Below are 20,128 nucleotides of genomic sequence, written 5' to 3' on the forward strand. Positions count from 1 at the left end.
AAGTGTTCATAGCCTATATTGATCATATATTTAATCGCCAAAATTGTTTAAAATTGCACAGTTGTATAGGTTATATTCATTACTTTAAATAACAAATAGCTGTTATGTAGTAAATCTATTTCCTGATAATGCTTAATTTAAATCGCATAGGTTAACAACAAAAATATATACTATATTACTAAGTTAAATCATAAATTTTCACAGCTTTGGCTGAATCTTATTTGTTATTAAATTAAAATCGTAAATTGCAATAATAAGTTGAACACTTTATACAGCTTGATAGATATCGTCTAACTCTCTTTTAAATATTTCTAAGCAACTAATTCCCAAGGTGAAGCATATTTAAATGCTATAAAGATTTTGGGAGAAAAATCAAAGAAAAGAAAAATCAGCCTGCATAATATGCAAACTGATTAACAATTAATTTATATATTTTAGTTGTCTACTTAACACGGTACGTATCCTAATTGCTTAGGCCTATTTTTCATCCTTTATTTAGTAAGATTTCCTATAGAAAATAAGTTATTATTTTTAGATTGCTAGTATCCTACCAAGTTATTCCAAATTTAAAGCATTTTTTGCTTGAGAATAAATATTATTAACATTTTGAATAGCTTGATTATATTCATCCGCTGTTAATACATGATCGTTCTTATTATCCAAAGTTACAGCTTCAATAGGAATTACTATTGTTGTGCCTGAATCGGTCTTAGCAAAATAAGCTGGAATGGTTTTACCATCTGATGTCTTAATTGAAGACGCATCACTATATATAATATTTAAACTAGTACCAGCTTTTAATTCATCAGTTGCTTTAGTACCTTTTCCATTACTATCTACAGTGAAATATTGACTATCCTTTGTTACTTTAGCAGCAACAGTTTGTGGTTTAGCATCTTGAAGCTTTTGATTCCAATTATCTGCTTCTTGTTTTCTTTGTTCATTAAGTGCCTCTTGTTTTGCTACTTGTTTTGCAATAATACCAGATAATGATGGCACGCTCTTACCTTTTTGAACTTTAGCATCTTTAGCGCGAATAGCATATACACCACCGATATAATAATATTTTGTACGTTTATATGTAGTAGACCATACAGCTTGACTTTTACCGCCTTTGATTCTTAAAGCTACTCCTTTACGCTTTTGTGCAGATACTTTAACAACCTTATTCTTTTGTTTATTAAATGTAAGCTTGTATAAACGAGCGCCTCGCTTAATTGTAATTGGTGTATATTTTACCTTATTTTGGGTAGTTGCAGCCTGCGCTACGGTAGGATTTGACATGAATCCACCTATAGAAGCAGTCCCTGCAGAGAATATTGTTACACCTACCAAAATATTCATTAATTGCTTTTTAAACATATTTTTCTCCTTACATGATAATTACTTATTAAACCGTAAATGCAATAATAAGTTAGACTCGTTATACAACTTGATAGATATTGCATAACCTTCTTTCTTTGTGGCTTTATCAAGCCAATAATCTTTTGGCTGACCTCTTTTCATCACTTAATATAACATTTTTTCAAAAAAAATAATACACTTAGCTCTATTCTTAGGAATGAAAATGATATTATTGTGATTAAATGCACAAAGCTCATATACCGACCTTTCTAAAAATTATACTACTACATTTACTAGTAACTAAGATTATGTTTTGATTTTGTATATATCATATAGTTATAATCTTATGTCAGTTTTACCGCAGACGATGTAGACTTGGCCTAGAATCGGATAGATTGATCATAAAAAAAACTGCTTAAAATCTTATTTATGAGATCGGAATCTAGAGGACTATATATATTTAATTCAAGATCATCCTTTTTAGCGTAAATCAGGCTGTTGCGTGAGGGACGAATTTTCTTTAGTTTTTTTGAGCGTGATTCAGAGCTACGATAGGTTATTGTTTTTCAAAGAATATTACCAAAAGAAGTATGATGAAGTTGTCTACTCACCGCATAAACGTGCTTGCACGCTAACTGCAAAAAAATTAGTACGAGTTCATCTTTAAATTGCTCAAAGATAATAAACTATACCAGACACCGAGGGCTTAATTTCAAAAATTGGTCTAGATTTAAAAGTAAACAAAAGTTTAACAGTTAAAAAATCATCGCCTTTCATTTGACTTATTACCACATGACTAAAATTTACGAACTAAGGATAGCTGAAAAACAAGAGTTGAGAAAGATATTTTATTTTTTGACGCTTACATTACACAAAAAAAGAACGATAAAGCTCTTATTGAACTTCATCGTTCTTTATTAACTTAGGGAATAAATATTTATCAGTTTTCTTTTATTCTATCTCTCTTTTCTATTTGTTTAGCCAAATGTCGTAGTGATTGTTAACACGATCAATACCGCTTATCTTGTAGCCTTTTGGCAACTTGCTCTTTGCAAGCTTATTTACATCACCAGTTATTCTGGTCTGTTTTACTACCGTACCATCTTTAGCCACATATAAGACGTCTTTAGTTCTTGGCGCTTTATTAAATCTTGGTTGAACTAACTTATTTACCCAAACATCCAAGTGCTTAGCTACTCTCTTTACCTTACCGTTTGCCTTATAGCCTTTTGGCAACTTGCCGTTAGCCAATGCAGTTAATTCTGTCAGACTATCAGAATCTTTTCTTACCGTAATGTAAGCTTTCTTAACAATTCTGCCGTGTCTGCCAATGTAAAGGACAAGCTTCTTATAAGTTACTGGAGCTACCTGAACTACGATATCACTACCATTAGCAATAAAGTTCTTAGCATTCAAGTCTTCAGCCAGCTTGTAGTTATTTGGCATGTGCTTTTGGACAAAGCTTCTTAACTCGGTCTTATCAATTGCTTCATTGTAACTTGCACTTGGCTTATAAGGTACTCTAGCAATTATCTTATCCTGACCTTCTTGGTAAATAATTTCAATTTGAGTATCAGGAGTATTGTTTTCAGGAACCTCAACCGGATTGGTGCTTGGCTCTGCTGGAACATTAATAGCTGGAGTATTGATATCTGGTTCATTAAAGTCACCGTTGTGTGGAATTAAGCCATGATTATTGTTATTCTGCTTATTCTTATCAGGTACATGCACAACCGTTGGTACGATTACGTGCGTGCCATCTGGATAATCAACTTCAACTTGAGTCGGGTGATCGCCAGGCGTCATATTCTGTGGATCTACTCCATCTGGGAATCTGACTAAAGTACCACTTGGCAAGGTATTTGGATCAATAGCCGGATTTGGATTGTCTGGATCATTCAAATTGTTTGGCAAACCTGGACTGTCCGGATCAATAGTTATTGGCAATGGATCTGGAGTATATCTGTCAGCCATTTCAGTTACATGAACAGTTACCAAGACAATATCATCTGAGCCATCTGGGTAGCTAACCTTGACTTGACTGTACTTATAGCCAGCTGTTCTCAAAGCTGTTTGGGCAAAGTTAGGATCAAGCCATTCATAGCTTGTGCCACGTGGAACATGCTCATCAGCTGGGAAGCCAATTGCGACTCTAGCATCATCATTATCAAGAACATTGTAGTAGCTCTTTTGTCTGGTAATTGTCTTATTAAATGGATTTAAGTCACTATCAAGCTGTGGTTGTTGTGGGTTAGTTGGATTATTAGTTGGATTGTCCTTAACAATTACTGAAATTGGAATCAATCTGCTTGATCCATCATTGTAGTTTACTTTGACTACAACTGATTGAGCACCAACAGTATTTACATCAGGTGCAGCATTAGACATCCAAACAAAGCTTGAAGCATCGTAGTTTTCACGTAAATCAGCTGCATTAGCAATACCATTTTCGGCAGTTACCTTATGCTGTGGATCACCAATAGTTGTTTCAATATTTTGACCAATTGGAAGAGCATCGTCATTTTGTTGAGCATCGCTGACAATGTGGATGACGGTAGCTACGCTTCTATCATAGCTGCTACCAACAATATGAATTATCGTTGGGATATTTCCTGTCTTATTAATCTTGTGTGTAGTAGCATCAGTTGGCAAATCGCCTAAGAAACTGTAAACTGCATCGCTTGGCATTGCAGAAGTGTTTAAGATACCACGTTTGGCATTAGCATTATTGTTATCAAAGATATCACCATAGTGAACGTTGATAATCTTGGCAACTGGGTTAGTTTCAGTGGTTGTTGGTTGACCAACAATGACATCAACAGCAACAGTGTTAGATGAACCATCAATATATGTTGCCTTGATAATACCTGGAACAACAGTATTGCCTTGAGTAGTATCAACGCTGCCAACCCACTCATAAGATCTTACAACATGAGCAAGTTCAGCCTTGTTTCTGATACCTTCATCAGTATGTTGAGTACCAGTTAATGGATCATCAGTTGGTTGAGCTAAATGAATATCTTGACCAATAGGAGTGTATTCATCAGCCAAGGACTTGACATTAACGTGAACAGTTACGTCCTTATAACTACCATCGCCAAAGCTTACAGTAACAACGCCACTCTTTAAACCAGCAGTACTTGTATCGGCCTTAGTCTTCCAAACATAATGAACATCGTTTGGCATTGCATTGTGGTTAGCAATTGCATTCAAAGCATCATTATTAGTATCGGTAACACCATTAGTATTACTGTCAGTTAACTTATCACCAGCATATTTCGTAATCAAACCACCAGCTGGGTTGTAGAATTCACTTTCTGGTAAGTTATCACCACTAACAACCAAACTTGTAGACAAAGTCTTTTCAGAACCATCAGAGAACTTAATATGAATAGTTTCATTATAAGTACCTGAAGCTCCAACCTTGTAAGTACCATCATTATTCTTAGTCAAATCAGGTGCTGGGCTGACAAATTCGGCTTGGGCATCACTTGGAATTTGTTGAACCACACCATTTTGAACAGTGATGTTTTGACCACTGTTAGCCCGAATGGTTTGAGCAGTCCAGTTAGTACTTGAAGCTTGACTAGTTACCTTTACAAAGACAGTTACTACATCAGTTGAACGATCACCATAAGTAATCAAAACTTGGCCAGACTTAAGTCCTTCAGTCTTCAAAGCATTATCAGCAAAGCTTTGACTTACCCACTTGTAACTAATTGGAGCTGCATTACTTACATCAGTTGCTTCATCAGCTGGGAAGCCAGTACCTGCAATAGCATCTGCATTAGTTAAAGCCGCAGTCTGACTCATTGCCCTATTAATGGTTTTACCAAATGGATTCAACTTATCAGTATCACGGGTATGAGTTGGCTCTGGAGTACTGTTAATTACGTGAACCAAAATTGGTACTAAATCAACTGAATTATCAGCATAAGTTACTTTGACCGTTGCACTTTCATCACCAACATGTGTTGCTGATGGGGCTTGACCATCCCAACTATAGCTACTTACGTTATGTAAGTTTGTAGCATTAGCAATACCATTTTGCGGAGTTAACAAGTGATCAGGATCACCTACTGTAGTAGTAATGTCTTGACCAATTGGATCGTTTTGTGAAGCCTGACTTGGTCTAGCAGTTACATGGATAATAATTGGAACTTCATCAATTGAATGATCACTGTAGGTAACCTTAACAATAGCAGCCTTATTACCAGCAGTTTGAGTAATGTTAGAAACATCTGAATCCCAACTAATTGTTGCACTAGATGGAAGCTTTTGATTATTAGCAACATTATCACTTGCTTTGTTAATAATTGCATTTTCTGCATCAGTTGCAGTTACTACGTCACCAACTTGCTTGTTCAAATCTCTACCCTGTGGAGTGTATCTTGAAGCATCGCTTGGAACTGCAGGATGAGTTGGATCTGGTGAAAGTGGGGTACCTTTGATGTGAACTACTACACCAGCTTGATTGCTTGAACCATCGGCGAAGGTTACTTGAACCACGCCAGCTGTATCAGTACCTGGCTTTGAAGTATCAACACTGCTTACCCAACTATATCTAGCATTAGCTGGCATTTGAGTATTATTAGAAATACCTTGCTTAGCCTGATCTGCACCATGAGTAGAATCTAATTGAGTATTAGGTGCTACCCAAATTTGACCACCGTTTGGAATGTATCTATCTGCATCAGTATCAACATGATCAGTGACATGAAGAACAGTAGGAATATAGTCAACAGAATGATCACTGTAACTAATCTTTACTGTAGTTGCTACATCACCAACATTAGAAATATCTACCGGTCTTGACCAGCTAAATACTGTACCACTTGGGAAGTTAGCTGGAACATTAACGACGGTTCTTTCTACGCCATCATGATCAAGCAACTTATCATTAACAATTGTACCGCTAAGTGGAGTATCACTTCTCTTAACCGTAATATCGTTTGCACTCAATAAATTGTGGAATTGGTGAGCCATATCGTTAGTTAAGTTCAAGCTAGTTTGTACCCATTGAACATCGGTAGTACCATCTGCATTTCTATAAGAAATCTTGACCCAAGCTGGAGTTGAAGTACCACTACCAGTATCAGAAGTAGTTAATGGACTGTTCTCATTGTTGCTTGCGTACCAAGCATAACTTGCATTGTAAGTATTCAAGTCAGCATTATTTGCAATAGCATTCTTAGCTTGTTCATCAGTTGGCAAGTCACCTTGTTGAACTGATTGTTTTCTAGTAGCTGCATAACCACCATGAACCTTGATTGTAGCTTCTCTGTAAAGAGTTGATCCATCGTTAAAGGTTACCTTGATGAAGCCCTTGACATCTTGTTCACCGGTTGGTGTATTCACACTAGTGTCTGGCTTAGTCAAAATTACAGTGTTACTGTCAGTCAAACGATCAGCTGTTGTAGCAGCAGGATCGGTTGATCTTACCCAACTAATTGTTCTTACTGGAGCTGTGCCTGCATTGATTTGTTCAGCAGATTTACCAGTCAAGTCTTGACCATAGTGAACGTCTTTAGTCTTAGCAGTTACGCTAGCAGTATAGATATCACGATCACTCTTGATAGTTAATGGAATCCATACAATCTGTGATCCATCTTCATTATCGCCATTCTTGTAGCTGACCTTGATGTAGGCATCCTTGGCACCATTAATTTGAGCATGAGTTGTTGGGTTAGTTGCGTGGTCACTATCTGTATTATTTGTCCAGAAATCTGAACTAATTGCAGAACCATCAGCATTTACCCAGCTTGCACTTGATCCAGCAAATGAATTAATCAAATCGCTCCAGTTAGAGATATTACCTTTGACATCAGTAATTGCCTCACCATGATTGGTAGTTGCTGAAGGTTTAGCTACTGCGCTCTTAACAGTAGTTGGAATATGCAAAGTCTTAGATACTGAGCCATCTGTAAAGTTGATAGTAACTACAGAATCAGTAGCTCCATGCGTTGTATCTGGCTTAGTGGTCCAAACAATTGACTTGATTGGATGACCGGTACCCATATGACTTAAGTCAACGCTAGTACCATCAGAGTATTTAAGTGTTACGTAATCCTTAGCAGTACCACTTGCGGAATCAGTACTATCTGCCCAGTTACTGTCAAGTGCACCAATATGAGTTGTTATGTTCTTATTAGTAGTAATTGAAATACCATCATGTGAACTTCTTAGCTTCAAAGTTACTGGTACAACTTGGACTGAACCATCACTGTAAGTTACCTTGACATAGGCTGGAGCAGTCTGATGGGTACTTGACCAAGTAGTGACAAATGTTGGATCAGTTTCGTTACTAATAGTGTACTTGCCACTTCTATCTACACTTGCATTTACCCACTTATCAGATGAAGCAGTGAAGCCAGTTGGTAAGCTTACGGCATCCTTTGCTTTGTCTGCAGCAGGTTGACGGAAGGAATCAACAGTTTGTTCATCTGCTGCCCTAGCACCAACTACAGTTACTGGAATTGCAACTGTCTTAGTTGAACCGTCGTTAAATGTGATTACTGCATTGTAATCAGTTGCAGTAGTAGTTGCAGTTGTCAAGTCTACATTAGTAGCAGTTGGCCAAGCAATTGATGAAATGTTGGCAGCGGTCTTAAGAGCGCTGTATGCAACTGTTGTTTGGTGACTTGCATCCGGACCATAAGTAAATTCAGTATCGTTATTAAGCAAACTATTAATATAACTAGTTGCGGAACCTTCATTTACTACATGGGCTGTTGTGCCATTACCCTTAATGTTCTGGTAGTTGTCATCAAATTGATCTTTATCACTCTTAATGGTCAATGGGATCCAGACTATTTGTGATCCATCTTCACTCTCACCATTCTTGTAGCTGACCTTGATGTAGGCATCCTTTGCTCCATTAATTCGAGCATGTGTTGTTGGGTTAGTTGCGTAATCACTATCTGTATTATTTGTCCAGAAGTCTGAACTAATTGCGGAACCATCGGCGTTTACCCAGCTTGCACTTGATCCAGCAAATGAATTAATCAAATCGCTCCAGTTGGAGATATTACCTTTGACATCAGTAATTGCTTCGCCATGATTGGTAGTTGCTGAAGGTTTAGCTACTGCGCTCTTAACAGTAGTTGGAATATGCAAAGTCTTAGATGCTGAGCCATCTGTAAAGTTGATAGTAACTACTGCATCAGTACTATTAGCACCGTGTGTTGTATCTGGCTTGGTTGTCCAAACTATTGACTTAATTGGGCTATCGCTTTGCCCGATCTTGCTTAAATCAATTGTCTCTGCGCTCTCGCCTGTACCGTAGGTAAGCTTTACATAATTCTTTGCCGTGCCGCTTGCTGCACTTGTGCCTGAATTATCTGTCCAGTCACTGTCTAGTGCTCCAACGTGCGTTGTTATGCTCTCGTGGTCTGCATCATTAGCTACCGTTATGCCATCGTGTGAACTTCTGATGTTCAATGTTACTGGTACAACTTGATAAGTAACATTATTATCAGCATCAGTATATTTAACTTCTACATATGCAGATACACTGTTATGAGTACTTGTCCATTTTGTATCTATAGTCGGTGTATCAGTTGATACGCTATAAGTATAACTATCATTAGTATTAGGTGTGGCATCTACAAAACCAACTACTTCTTGTTTTGTACCACTTGGTAATGTGTTCTTATCTGCTAAACTTACAGCAGCTTTAGCATCAGCAATAGTTGGAGTACTCATTGATCTTATTGAATGAGACTTGGACGTTGCACCAACAATAGTAACTTTGCCAGGGATTTCAACATTAACATTGTTATTATTATTTGAAGTAAAAGTTAAATCAATAGGACGTGTAGCTGGCTCAGTTAGAGTAGGGGCAGTAGTTCCTTGCGTTATTGTGAAACTAGGACCAGCAACCAACCAATCTGAAAATGTATTGCTATAATACTCACCTATAGTAGTTGTAACTTTATTACCATTATCATCAATGTAATAAAGTGGGGTATCATCATCAATACTTTGTTCAGATGTTGCACCTACATTTTTAACAGTTGTTAAAACATCGTCAATTTTTAAATAATCAACGTTAATTGTTTCGTCCTCAGTACTACCCGTTACTATTTTAGCAGGAATAGCAGTAGAGATAGCATAACTTTTGATAACAGTATTATCTATACCACCAGCACCAACTTTATTAGTAATTATCGTTGTATAACCTTTAATAGCTGGTATCGTAACTTCCGACCAATTAGAGCTATCTGAACTCCAATTACTAAAGGTTACGCCAGTACCATCTGTTTTAGCACTAGCTGTTCTAGTAAGATTTGCAGTTTGTGTTGTAGTAGTAGCAGCAGCACCCGACTTAGGGACTTTAATAGTTCTTGTAACTGTTTTTTCTAATTGTTTACTATCTTTTACATAGTAAATCGTATGTTCTTGAGTAGTATCATCTAGATTAAATGAATTGCTGCCATAAGTAGAATATCCATCTTTGGTTGGTTTTTCTACCGAAATAGTATTACCAGAAACGGTCCACTGCTGTCCACCGTTGACTACAACGTACCCATTATTATTGTTGCTGACATTTTTGTCCAATGTCCAGTTTCCATATGTAACTGTATTATTTGCAACATTTCTAGTACCTGTTTTGGTATATGAAACCTTGATTTGATCATCTGGAGCAGCAATTCCATTCTCACCTGAAATTGGATTTCCATCATTATCTACATATCTATAGTGTTCAGTAATAGTTTTTGTATCGTCACTTTGAATTGGAATGTAGTAAACCGTGTGTACAGGTGTAGCCTCATATAAATTTGGTACAGTATTTCCATTTTCATCTGTATAAGTATCTTCATATGCCCATGAAGGTTTAAAAGCAGCAGATGGATTACCGTTATAGGTAGGATTTACAAAAATATTAGCTGGAATACGGCTTCCTTTATCGTGAGTATCGACTTCAAAACCAGCAATAGTTGGATATTTAGCAGCTACAACACCAAAATTCGTTGGAAGACTACTACCTTCTTTATAAATCCAATCGCTATTATCAGTTCCCCAAGTTCCTTTTTCAACTTTATAGCCATTTGTATAGCCATTTGTATTATAAGCATGATCCCAGATCCAGCCTGTCCCGTCTATATATTTACTTTCGTTTGTAGGATCTGAGACATCTCTGACTCGATATTTCTTATAATGAACTTTTAAGACTGCTGGATCCGAAATTGAATCTCCATTTTTATAAGTATGTCCATTAACTGTCACTCCAGTATTTGCCAAGTCATTTGCTGTATAAACATGTCCATCAATTGTAAGACTTTGATTAGTTGGAAAAACAACTTTAAAGTTAACAGTGACTGTTCTATCTGTTTCAAGTGAAGTAGGAGCAGTTTGATCAGAGGCGAGTGAATAATTTTGATAAATGCCAGTAGCAACACCATTCATAGTATATTCATCGCTACCATCCCAAATTTGATAATTATTAGTATTTATCTCGGAGTTTAAACTGGTATCAACCTGCTTTTGAGCATCATTAAGCGTGGCATATACGTTCTCTCCAAGATCCATATAAGCACCAGCATTACTAAACAAAAATGTATATTCGACTGGTAATTTATTGTTATTAGATTTATTCCAAATATCTTTAACTTTGTCGTAATTATTAGTACCACTAATAATTAAACCATGTCTATTAGTACCAGTCCTTTGAAGCATATTATCAGTTTTTAGTCTAGCCAAATTAGTCTCAGGATCTGTTGAAGTATTAAATATCCAACCTGAAAAATCCGCAGTTAAAATTGGGTTACTTGCAAACATATTACTCATATTAAGGACGTTAGCAGTTTTCCACTTCGACAATGGGCTTAAGTCACTAATTCCATCACTTTGAAACATCCCGCTCATATCAGTTACGTTACTAGTATCCCATGATGCCAATGGGGCTAAATTTGTTAACTTGGCATCGTTACTGAACATACCATTAGTTGAAGTTGCGGAAGTTAACTTCCAATTTTGAAGGGGTGCAAGATCTTCAAGATTAGCGTCATTACTAAACATGTTACCAAAGTCGTGTATATGGCTTACATCCCATGATGCTAATGGTGTCAAATTAGTTAACTTGGCATCATAACTAAACATACCATTAGTTGAGGTTGCAGCAGTTAACTTCCAATTTTGAAGGGGTGCAAGATCTTCAAGATTAGCGTCATTACTAAACATGTTACCAAAGTCGTGTATATGGCTTACATCCCATGATGCTAATGGTGTCAAATTAGTTAACTTGGCATCATAACTAAACATACCATTAGTTGAGGTTGCAGCAGTTAACTTCCAATTTTGAAGGGGTGCAAGATCTTCAAGATTAGCGTCATTACTAAACATGTTACCAAAGTCGTGTATATGGCTTACATCCCATGATGCTAGTGGAGTAAGATCGGATAATTGATCATCACTACTAAACATACCATCCATAGAGGTTACATTACTAATATTCCAATGTTGTAATGGAGTAAGATCGGTAAGGCCAGAATCATAGCCAAACATATATTGCATGTTCGTAGCACTACCAGTATCCCAGCTTTCAAGTGGCGTAAGATCGGTAATGTTTTTATTTCCGTAAAACATATAGCTAAAGCTATTTACTTTACTTACATCCCATTTGTCTAATTGACCAAGATCAGTAATATCATTTCCAGAAAACATACCCCACATGTTGGTTACATTTTTCAGATTCCACTTGCCATCCCCAGATGCATCATATCCCCACCTATGAAGTGGAGTAAGATCAGAAATGTTATTAGCACTAAACATATTACTTACACTTGTTACTTTTTGGGTATTCCAATTTTCAATTGGTGTAAGATCACTAATAACCTTATTGCCACTAAACATATAATCCATATTGGTTACATTGCTAGTATCCCAATCTTTAATGCCATTCAGATTTTTCAAACTACCTTCATTGGCACTGCCATCTCTATTGAGTGGATTATAAAAAATATAACTCATATCAGTTACACCACTAGTATCAAGATTATTTAAATCATAACTAGTCAATGTGGAACTAATACCTTTACCATCAATATAGCCTAATCTATTTTCGCCTTGATTATTAGGATCAATTTTATCATTACTAAAAGTCCTAGACCAATCAGAACCGACAGCCTTAACCTTTTTTCCATCTGTATTAGATACGGTAATTGACGTAACACCATTTTTTTGAGCCAATGAGCGCATTACATCACGTGTAATATCTACCCCAGTAACATCACTTTTACCATCAGCAATAAAATCGGCACTGTTTGGAATATAGATATCATTGTCTGTACCTTTATAGTTAGTTAAATTAACAACACCCGAATTATCAGTATAATCCCAATTGGCATCTACATCATAACTGCCACCTCTAGCTAATAACATAAATGGACTAACATTTTGGCCTTCTAATGCTTTTTTATCATTTTTATTTGCATTAGAATTACTCGTTGTCTTTTTAGTTATAGAATTTTTACTTTGTTCATTCTGTGACTGAGTGGGGCTAGTCAATTTTTCTGAACTTTGACTAGCTACTGGTTGTTGAACTTGAATATCAGTAACAGACTCGTTGCCAGTTGCAACTTGTTTATTTACTTCAGCAGCTACTTTTTCCTGCTTTTGATCAGCATTTGAACTTTGTTGATCTACAGTCTGCTTATCATTTTTTTGATCTTGACTTGCAGCTTGAGTAGTTTTTGGAGCAGTCTGAGCTTCTTGCTTTGAGTCTGCCTTTGACTGTTCGTTACTTGTGGTTTGACTAGCAGCTGATTGATCAGCATTTGAATCTGTGCTCTTATTATTAGCATCAGTAGCAGCATTAGACGTTTCTACTACTGATGACTGACCGTTAGAGTTAGAAGCCGATGCATTTTCATCAGCCAAGACAGTATGAGTACCCACACCACTCATAAATGCAAAACCAATCAGAACACTTGCTGCACCAATACTTAATTTACGAATAGAGAATCTATCATGTTTGTCTTGATTCTCCATTTTACGTAAGCGTTCTTTAAAATTGTTTTTTCCTAACATCATATTCCTCCCGGAACACTTTTATTACTAACTTTTCAACCTTAAATAACATAGATTTTTCCTAAACCAATCATTATAATTTATCCTAATAGGAGACTAATAATTGGTAACACCAATTAAAAGCACAAAAAAAGCAAAGTATTAACCAAAATTTTTATATTTTTGATTAATAAGCTTTGCTCACCTCTAATCAATATTCAGCCATGTTATCTATACTTACCTATTTTAGTTCTTAATCCTCATAATGTAAATATTTAACTTAAACTTATTATTCCAATAATATAACTAAATTAGTTATATTATTGGAATAAACTCCGTATAATTAATATAAAAACCAAAGGAGTTTATTACATTGCTAGCCGTCTTTTATTGGCTTTTGGCCATTTTCTTAATCAATCTCGGAATTTTTATCTTTGTTTTAACCCATGAGCGTCGATCAATGTGGGCTGGGCTTACATTAACTTCGACCATCATGTTCTTGGGTTTTCTAGCTATTGATTTTCTTATCATCTTCGATACTAGACACCCTGAACAGCATCGCTTAATTTCTAACTTTTTGCTTTTAGTAGCCGTTGGTATTGCATTAGCTATCTTTGCATTCGTTATAGTATTAATAGTCATCTTTATCTATAACGGAATCAAAATTTTGATCAAAGAAGGCACCAAGTGGACCAACTTTTTGTCTCTAGGAATGGGAATTGCCATCATCTTGCTCATCTTTGCCTACCCAGTTTTAGGACGCTCTACTTCTGCTGTATGGTTTAGATTTATCTATTTCTTCTTAACACTGAGCATCTTCTACTTGATTTTCATCATGGTGATGTACACCTTAACTTCTTGGTTAAACCTAATTAATATTCATACTAAGCATTTAGATTATGTTGTAGTTCTAGGTGCCGGATTAATTGGTAAAAAGGTCACTCCACTGCTTGCTAGCAGAATTGATCGCGGTATTGAAATTTATCATAAAAATCCCGGCTCCAAATTAATTATGTCTGGCGGACAAGGTCCTAATGAAGAAGTCCCTGAAAGCCATGCAATGGCTGAATATGCCGAAGAACATGGCGTACCTAAGTCTGACATCATCATCGAGGACAAGTCTAAGACAACTAATCAAAACCTCAAGTTTTCACATCAACTGATGAAGCCTAACAGTACCTTTTGTATCGTTACAAATTCATATCACGTCTATAGAGCGCTGGTTTTGGCAAAACGCCAAGGCTTACAATGTATCGGCTATGGTGCCAAGACCAAATGGTACTTTACTTTAAATGCCTTTATTCGCGAATTCATCGCCTATTTAGTAATTACTAAAAAGATGCAATGCAATATAATTGGCTTCTTTGCCGTGATTAATATTATCTTGGCAATTTTATATTATGCATTTAATTAAAAAAAGTCTTACTATACTTTGGCATTAATAGCTTAAGTACAGTAAGACTTTTTAGTTTTCAATAATTGTAATTTCTCGGCGGTTAACTTTTAGCTTGCCTTCTTTTTCTAACAGTTTAAGCTGTCTGCTCAAAGTCTCAGGGCTTGTACCTAAATAGCTGGCCAAGTCTTTCTTTTTCAAAGGCAACGTAAACTTCGCCGCACCAATTTTCTGACTTTGTTCAATCAAATAATCCATTAGTCGGTCCTTGGCATTCATTGAATTGCGGCGCACAGAATTAGCCTCAATCGCAACCAATTTTTCACCAAAGTTATTAAGCAGATTTATGGTTAAATCAGGCGTATTCTTAAGCAATTTTTGAAAGTCTGTGCGATTAATCGAACAAATATAAGTATCTTGAAGCGCCTGAATAAAGTTCTCATGACTATCTTGTTGAAACAAATTTTGCTGGCCATCATAATCGCCTTTATTTAAAACGCCTAAAACTGTTTCTTTTCCATCACGATTTAAATTATAAATTTTGGCACTGCCATCATCTACAAACATCATTCCATCCTTGCCATCACCAGGCTGACGAATGAAACTGCCTTTTGGAAAATATTCTTGATGTGTAGAGATCAGTGCTATTTTTTCAAGCATTGAATGTGGCAGCTGTGAAAACAAGCCTGCCCTACTAATACAACCAATTGCGGAATGCTTCTTCATTTTTTACCCTTATCTATAAGAAAAGCAGATTGCACTTGCAACCTGCTTTTTAGTTTACTTATCTTTTTTCTTTTTATCTTTTGAATCCTTGTTAAGCAATTCTTCTGGATCCTTGTGCTTAGGCGTCTTCTTTGGATCTGGAACAGTAGCAAAACGGTCAAGCATCTTTTGTAAATTGTTAGGGTTGTCAAATGTTAATCCCATAGAACATCTTCCTTTCGTTTTTCTAATTATATAAAAATTCTTTATTCTCTGACAACTTATTTAATTGCGACTATCAAGGAATTTTTGCATTCTGATCATTTCTGAGCCGGCTAAATCAATACTAATCAAGTCTTCATACTCATGATCACTGATATCGCCTGTCGCATATTCAGTCGCAATCTTTAAGTCAAAGCCATTGTCATTATAAGACGAAATAAGGCCTAATCGATCAGGATAATGATAGATTGAATCGCTAATCTTTATCACTTTACCTTCAGGCCATTCTTCAATCACTTCAGCTATAGACTTAATCTCACCTTGCAAATTAACAGAGTGTTCCAAATGGTCAGGATCAAAGCTGCCATTTTTCTTTTGCCAATCGACTAAATAATTAAAGTAATTCAATCGTTCAGAATTTTCAATTACGTGTGCAATATGGCTACGTGCAATTAATCCAATAGATTCAACCTGTCCCAAGTCATTTAAACTTTCAAGGATCAGATTCTCATCATCATATTTGAGAACTTTACCAATTGCAAAACTGCCAAATTGATCATCAAAAGTATAATCAAAATAAATTTCTGATAACCCAAGATCATTATCGTAATTTTTATGTTGCTTCAGATAATGAGTAAACAAGCGATTATCAATACTATTTATATCAATGCAAACAATATCTGCTAGTGGGATGACAGTAGCATATTGTTCAAGTGTCTGATCATTTTTCTCAAGGATGCGTACTTCGTCTTTATCCAGCTGCATAATCAGTCCAGTATAATTAACGCCTGTCTTTGTCTCAAGCGTGATAAATGGCTGCGAATCGGCCGCATTAAGTAAAAGATCGCGAATATTAGTGAAGTCCCAGTTAAGCACTTGAGCATTCAATTGTTTCATGTGGAACGGATCGTGTGGAGCAGCTAAAGAGTAATAATGCAAGGTTGGTGTACTATCTTCGATCTTAGCTACCTGATCTTCTTTAATAAAAACAACACCGCCATGATTACCATCTTGATCGACTGATTCTAAAGTAATCCAGCCATGATGACGAGCGGCAATTCGCCCCACATAATAAGAAGTCGCATCAATAAAAGTAATGCTGGCATCGCCATCTATATTATATTTTTCCTGATCCGCATTTAATGTGATCTGTACTAGATTATTCAATCTCATCCCTCTTTTCTACATGAGTTTAAGTATCTATCATTACATATTTTTGTGCAAGAAAAAAGCGGCATCTTATATGCCTGCTTTTCACTATTTTTAACCGTCGAGTTCAACGCCCTGCAGCTTCTTCATGCTACTGTAAACATGCCCTCTTTGACTTGAATCAAATTCTAGAATAAGCATATCGCCGCCACGGATTATCGTTTGACCGTTTGGAATAATTTCATCCCCATCACGACGAATAGTTCTAATTCTTGTGTCTTCAGGCCATTTAATGTCTGCAACCTTTTTATCAACCAATTTACTGCTCTCATAGACCGGTAGAACCATTTGATCAGCCTCACCAGTATAGTTAGCCTTGCGGTCGCTACTTGTGTCCATAGCGGCTGCTAGAAGGCCGTAGATAGGTTTTCCACCAAGCAGTTCATCAACTAAAAGCGCAATAAAAGCGACAACTGCTAAAGGCATCAGATGCAGCAATGAACCAACCATTTCAGTAATCAAAATAATTGCCGTAAATGGTGCACGAATAATTGCCGCAAAATATCCAGCCATTGAGAAGATGACTAAGTTAACCACTAATCGTTGTGGCAATAGTCCAAGTTGAACCATAAATAATCCATAGGTAGCACCAATCAATGCACCCATTGTTAAAATTGGTAAGAAGATGCCACTTGGAAGGCCAGAATCATAAGCAACAATTGAAAAGACAATTCTCATTACGTAGTAAAATGCTAAAAGTCCAACTAAACCCCAGCCTGTTTTAGTAATCATGTTAGGAAGTGCTAAAATCAAACGATTACCTGGGCCAGTAATTAATGGCCAGAAGTAAGCAATTGGAATTAATATTGCCAGGGGAATAAGTCCATGTAGCCATCTTGGCAAAAAAGTAATTTTTGCATAGACCTTTTTTAAGCTAAACAAACCAACCTTGTAAAGGTGACCTAATAGCCCTAACAGAATCCCTAAAATAATTAAGTGCCAGTAAAGGCCAATTGGGAAGGAATAGTTATACGGAATTGCCAATGCATGGTGAAGCCCAAACAAGTTAGAAACAACGAAGTTAGAAGCAATCGCACCAGCCAAAGCGTTCATCCACACAAGAGGGGAAAAGTTGTGAAAAACTTCTTCTAAGACAAACAAAGCTCCACTAAGAGGTGCACCAAAAGCAGCAGATAAACCACTAGAAGCACCTGTAGCTAACAATATTCTTGAATTAAGCTTGTTTTGCTTAAAGCCTTGACCTACACCTTGACCGATTGTAGAACCAAGTTGCAATGATGGCCCTTCTGGTCCTAAGAATAATCCAGTTCCGATAACCAAAATACCACCGATTAATTTACGCCATAAGATTGGAAACCATTGCAGCTTTAATTTCCCTTGCAATTGCAATTTTACTTCTGGAATACCTGATCCGCCTACATGTGGATATTGCTTAACAAAGTAACCAGCAATTACTGCTACTGCAATAAAGCCAATAATAATTGCGATAAACCAAAGTGGATTTTTATGTGCCAATTGAAATAGATACAGCCAAAAAGCCGAAGTTTTTTCAATGCCAAATCTAAATAATCCAACTACTATTCCTGTGCAAACACCGACGATTAAGGCTTGTACTAGCAGTTTTATATTAGTTTTATTTGCCTCGTCTTTCATATAACTCCCCTCTTCAAATCGAAAAAATATGCCGCTACTTATTGTACACTAAAAAGCCAGCTAGAATATGATCTAACTGGCTTTTTTAGTTTCACATGAAACCTAATTATTTTTCTTCATACCATTCAGTGTGGAATGTACCCTTACGGTCATTTCTAAGGTAAGTGTGAGCACCGAAGTAGTCACGTTGGCCTTGAATCATGTTAGCTGGTAATTTTGGATTGAAGATTGATTCCAAGTAGTTGAGAGCTGCACTTAAAGTTGGAGTTGGAACGCCAGCCTTTGTAGCAAATTCAACTGACTTTCTTAATGATGGAAGATTCTTTTCCATTAAGTCTCTGAAGTAGCCATCTTCAAACAAGTTAACGATTTCCTTGTCCTTTGAGTAAGCATCTTCAATGTCCTTAAGCATTGCTGAACGGATAATACATCCTGCTTCCCAGCCTTGGGCAATTGACTTGTATCTAAGATCCCAGTTGTAGGCCTTAGCAGCCATAGTTAATTCTTGGAAGCCTTGAGCATATGCGACAGCTTGTGCTAATTGCAAAGTCTTACCGAATTCATCAACTAAGTCATCTGGGATTTCACCATCATACTTGAATTCAGTTGGCTTAATGCCGCTTTCAAGTGCCAAGTGAGCTTGTTTACTCATAAAACGTGCCATAACAGCTTCGGCAATAACAGTTACAGGAGCACCGAGAGCTACACCGTCTTCAAGAGTCCAGTTACCAGTACCCTTGTATGAAGCAACGTTTAAAATGTGATCAATGATATTGTCTGAAGTAAGATCATCTTTTTGTGCTAAAACTTTTGAAGTGATTTCACTTAAGTAAGCTTGAACTACGCCATGATTCCATTCGTCAAAGATCTTTGACATTTCTTCGTCACTCTTATGAGCAACGTCACGAAGCAAGCTGTAAACTTCTGAGAATTCTTGCATAATAGCATATTCAATACCGTTGTGAACCATCTTTACGTAGTGACCGGCGCCTTCAGGGCCCATGTAACTTACACATGGCTTGCCTTCTTTGTTCTTAGCGGCAATAGCTTCAAGAATTGGAGCGACTTCTTTATATGCTTCTTCATCACCACCCGGCATAAGAGCTGGACCATTTAAGGCACCTTCTTCACCACCGGAAACACCCATACCGATGAAGTGAATACCGTGCTTTTCCATTTCGTGGTACCGACGGTTAGTATCGTGGTAGTTTGAGTTACCACCATCGATTACAATATCGCCTTTATCCAAAAGTGGGAGTAAATTGTGTAAAACTTGATCAACTGGAGCACCAGCCATAATTTGAACTAAAATTTTACGTGGCTTTTCAAGTGAGTTAACAAATTCTTCCAATGTATAACATGGCTTTAACTTGTCGTCCTCATATTTTGCTAAAGCATCAATTTCTGGTTTATCAATTGAATAACCAGAAACTGAAAAGCCATGATTTCTAACGTTCAAAGCAAGGTTCTTGCCCATAACAGACAAACCGATAACGCCGAATTGTTGCATATCTTTTGTATCCTCCATTTAATTAAAAATCATCAATTATTATTATACGTTTTAGCAGATAAAAAGCGAATAGTTTTGTCTTCACTCATTTGATAACTAATTTATTATTAGGTAAAAATGTT

At 36.6% G+C, this 20,128-nt stretch carries 8 protein-coding genes; 1 reads left to right on the forward strand and 7 read right to left on the reverse strand.

From position 1 onward, the window contains the following. Positions 1 to 555 precede the first annotated feature (555 nt). Positions 556 to 1,362: a hypothetical protein gene (locus RDN22_RS03515; protein ID WP_308555959.1), complete on the reverse strand. Its 807-nt coding sequence runs from the start codon at positions 1,360 to 1,362 to the stop codon at positions 556 to 558. A 951-nt stretch (positions 1,363 to 2,313) separates the two neighbouring features. Then, positions 2,314 to 13,377, reverse strand: coding sequence for a Rib/alpha-like domain-containing protein (locus RDN22_RS03525; protein ID WP_308555960.1), 11,064 nt, complete (start codon positions 13,375 to 13,377; stop codon positions 2,314 to 2,316). 349 nt (positions 13,378 to 13,726) lie between these two features. On the opposite strand from RDN22_RS03525, the gene RDN22_RS03530 reads away from it, so the two are divergent. Continuing rightward, positions 13,727 to 14,767 carry a YdcF family protein gene (locus tag RDN22_RS03530; RefSeq protein ID WP_308555962.1) on the forward strand — a complete coding sequence of 347 codons (1,041 nt, stop codon included), beginning with the start codon at positions 13,727 to 13,729 and terminating at the stop codon, positions 14,765 to 14,767. Between the two features lie 51 nt (positions 14,768 to 14,818). On the opposite strand, the gene RDN22_RS03535 is transcribed toward RDN22_RS03530, so the two are convergent. From RDN22_RS03535 to gndA, 5 genes are all read right to left on the reverse strand, one after another. Next, entirely contained in the window at positions 14,819 to 15,472 is a 654-nt protein-coding gene (locus RDN22_RS03535; protein ID WP_308555964.1) for a Crp/Fnr family transcriptional regulator, read from the reverse strand. Positions 15,473 to 15,526: 54 nt separating this feature from the next. Next, positions 15,527 to 15,676, reverse strand: a complete 150-nt coding sequence (locus RDN22_RS03540) for an SPJ_0845 family protein (protein ID WP_003549428.1) — start codon at positions 15,674 to 15,676, stop codon at positions 15,527 to 15,529. Between the two features lie 60 nt (positions 15,677 to 15,736). Next, complete coding sequence (locus RDN22_RS03545; RefSeq protein WP_308555968.1) at positions 15,737 to 16,840, reverse strand: hypothetical protein; 1,104 nt, start codon at positions 16,838 to 16,840, stop codon at positions 15,737 to 15,739. A 96-nt stretch (positions 16,841 to 16,936) separates the two neighbouring features. Continuing rightward, on the reverse strand, positions 16,937 to 18,496 hold the full coding sequence (locus RDN22_RS03550; RefSeq protein ID WP_308555970.1) for a chloride channel protein: 1,560 nt from the start codon (positions 18,494 to 18,496) through the stop codon (positions 16,937 to 16,939). Positions 18,497 to 18,602: 106 nt separating this feature from the next. Then, positions 18,603 to 20,006: an NADP-dependent phosphogluconate dehydrogenase gene (gene gndA, locus RDN22_RS03555; protein ID WP_308555973.1), complete on the reverse strand. Its 1,404-nt coding sequence runs from the start codon at positions 20,004 to 20,006 to the stop codon at positions 18,603 to 18,605. Positions 20,007 to 20,128 lie beyond the last annotated feature (122 nt).

The organism is uncultured Lactobacillus sp., from assembly GCF_902491705.1.
Lineage (GTDB): Bacteria > Bacillota > Bacilli > Lactobacillales > Lactobacillaceae > Lactobacillus.

What these genes read in the sequence shown, in the direction of transcription:
- RDN22_RS03515 (WP_308555959.1), bottom strand. Translation starts at nt 1,362, where the DNA reads ATGTTTAAAAAGCAATTAATGAATATTTTGGTAGGTGTAACAATATTC.
- RDN22_RS03525 (WP_308555960.1), bottom strand. Translation starts at nt 13,377, where the DNA reads ATGATGTTAGGAAAAAACAATTTTAAAGAACGCTTACGTAAAATGGAG.
- RDN22_RS03535 (WP_308555964.1), bottom strand. Translation starts at nt 15,472, where the DNA reads ATGAAGAAGCATTCCGCAATTGGTTGTATTAGTAGGGCAGGCTTGTTT.
- RDN22_RS03540 (WP_003549428.1), bottom strand. Translation starts at nt 15,676, where the DNA reads ATGGGATTAACATTTGACAACCCTAACAATTTACAAAAGATGCTTGAC.
- RDN22_RS03550 (WP_308555970.1), bottom strand. Translation starts at nt 18,496, where the DNA reads ATGAAAGACGAGGCAAATAAAACTAATATAAAACTGCTAGTACAAGCC.
- gndA (WP_308555973.1), bottom strand. Translation starts at nt 20,006, where the DNA reads ATGCAACAATTCGGCGTTATCGGTTTGTCTGTTATGGGCAAGAACCTT.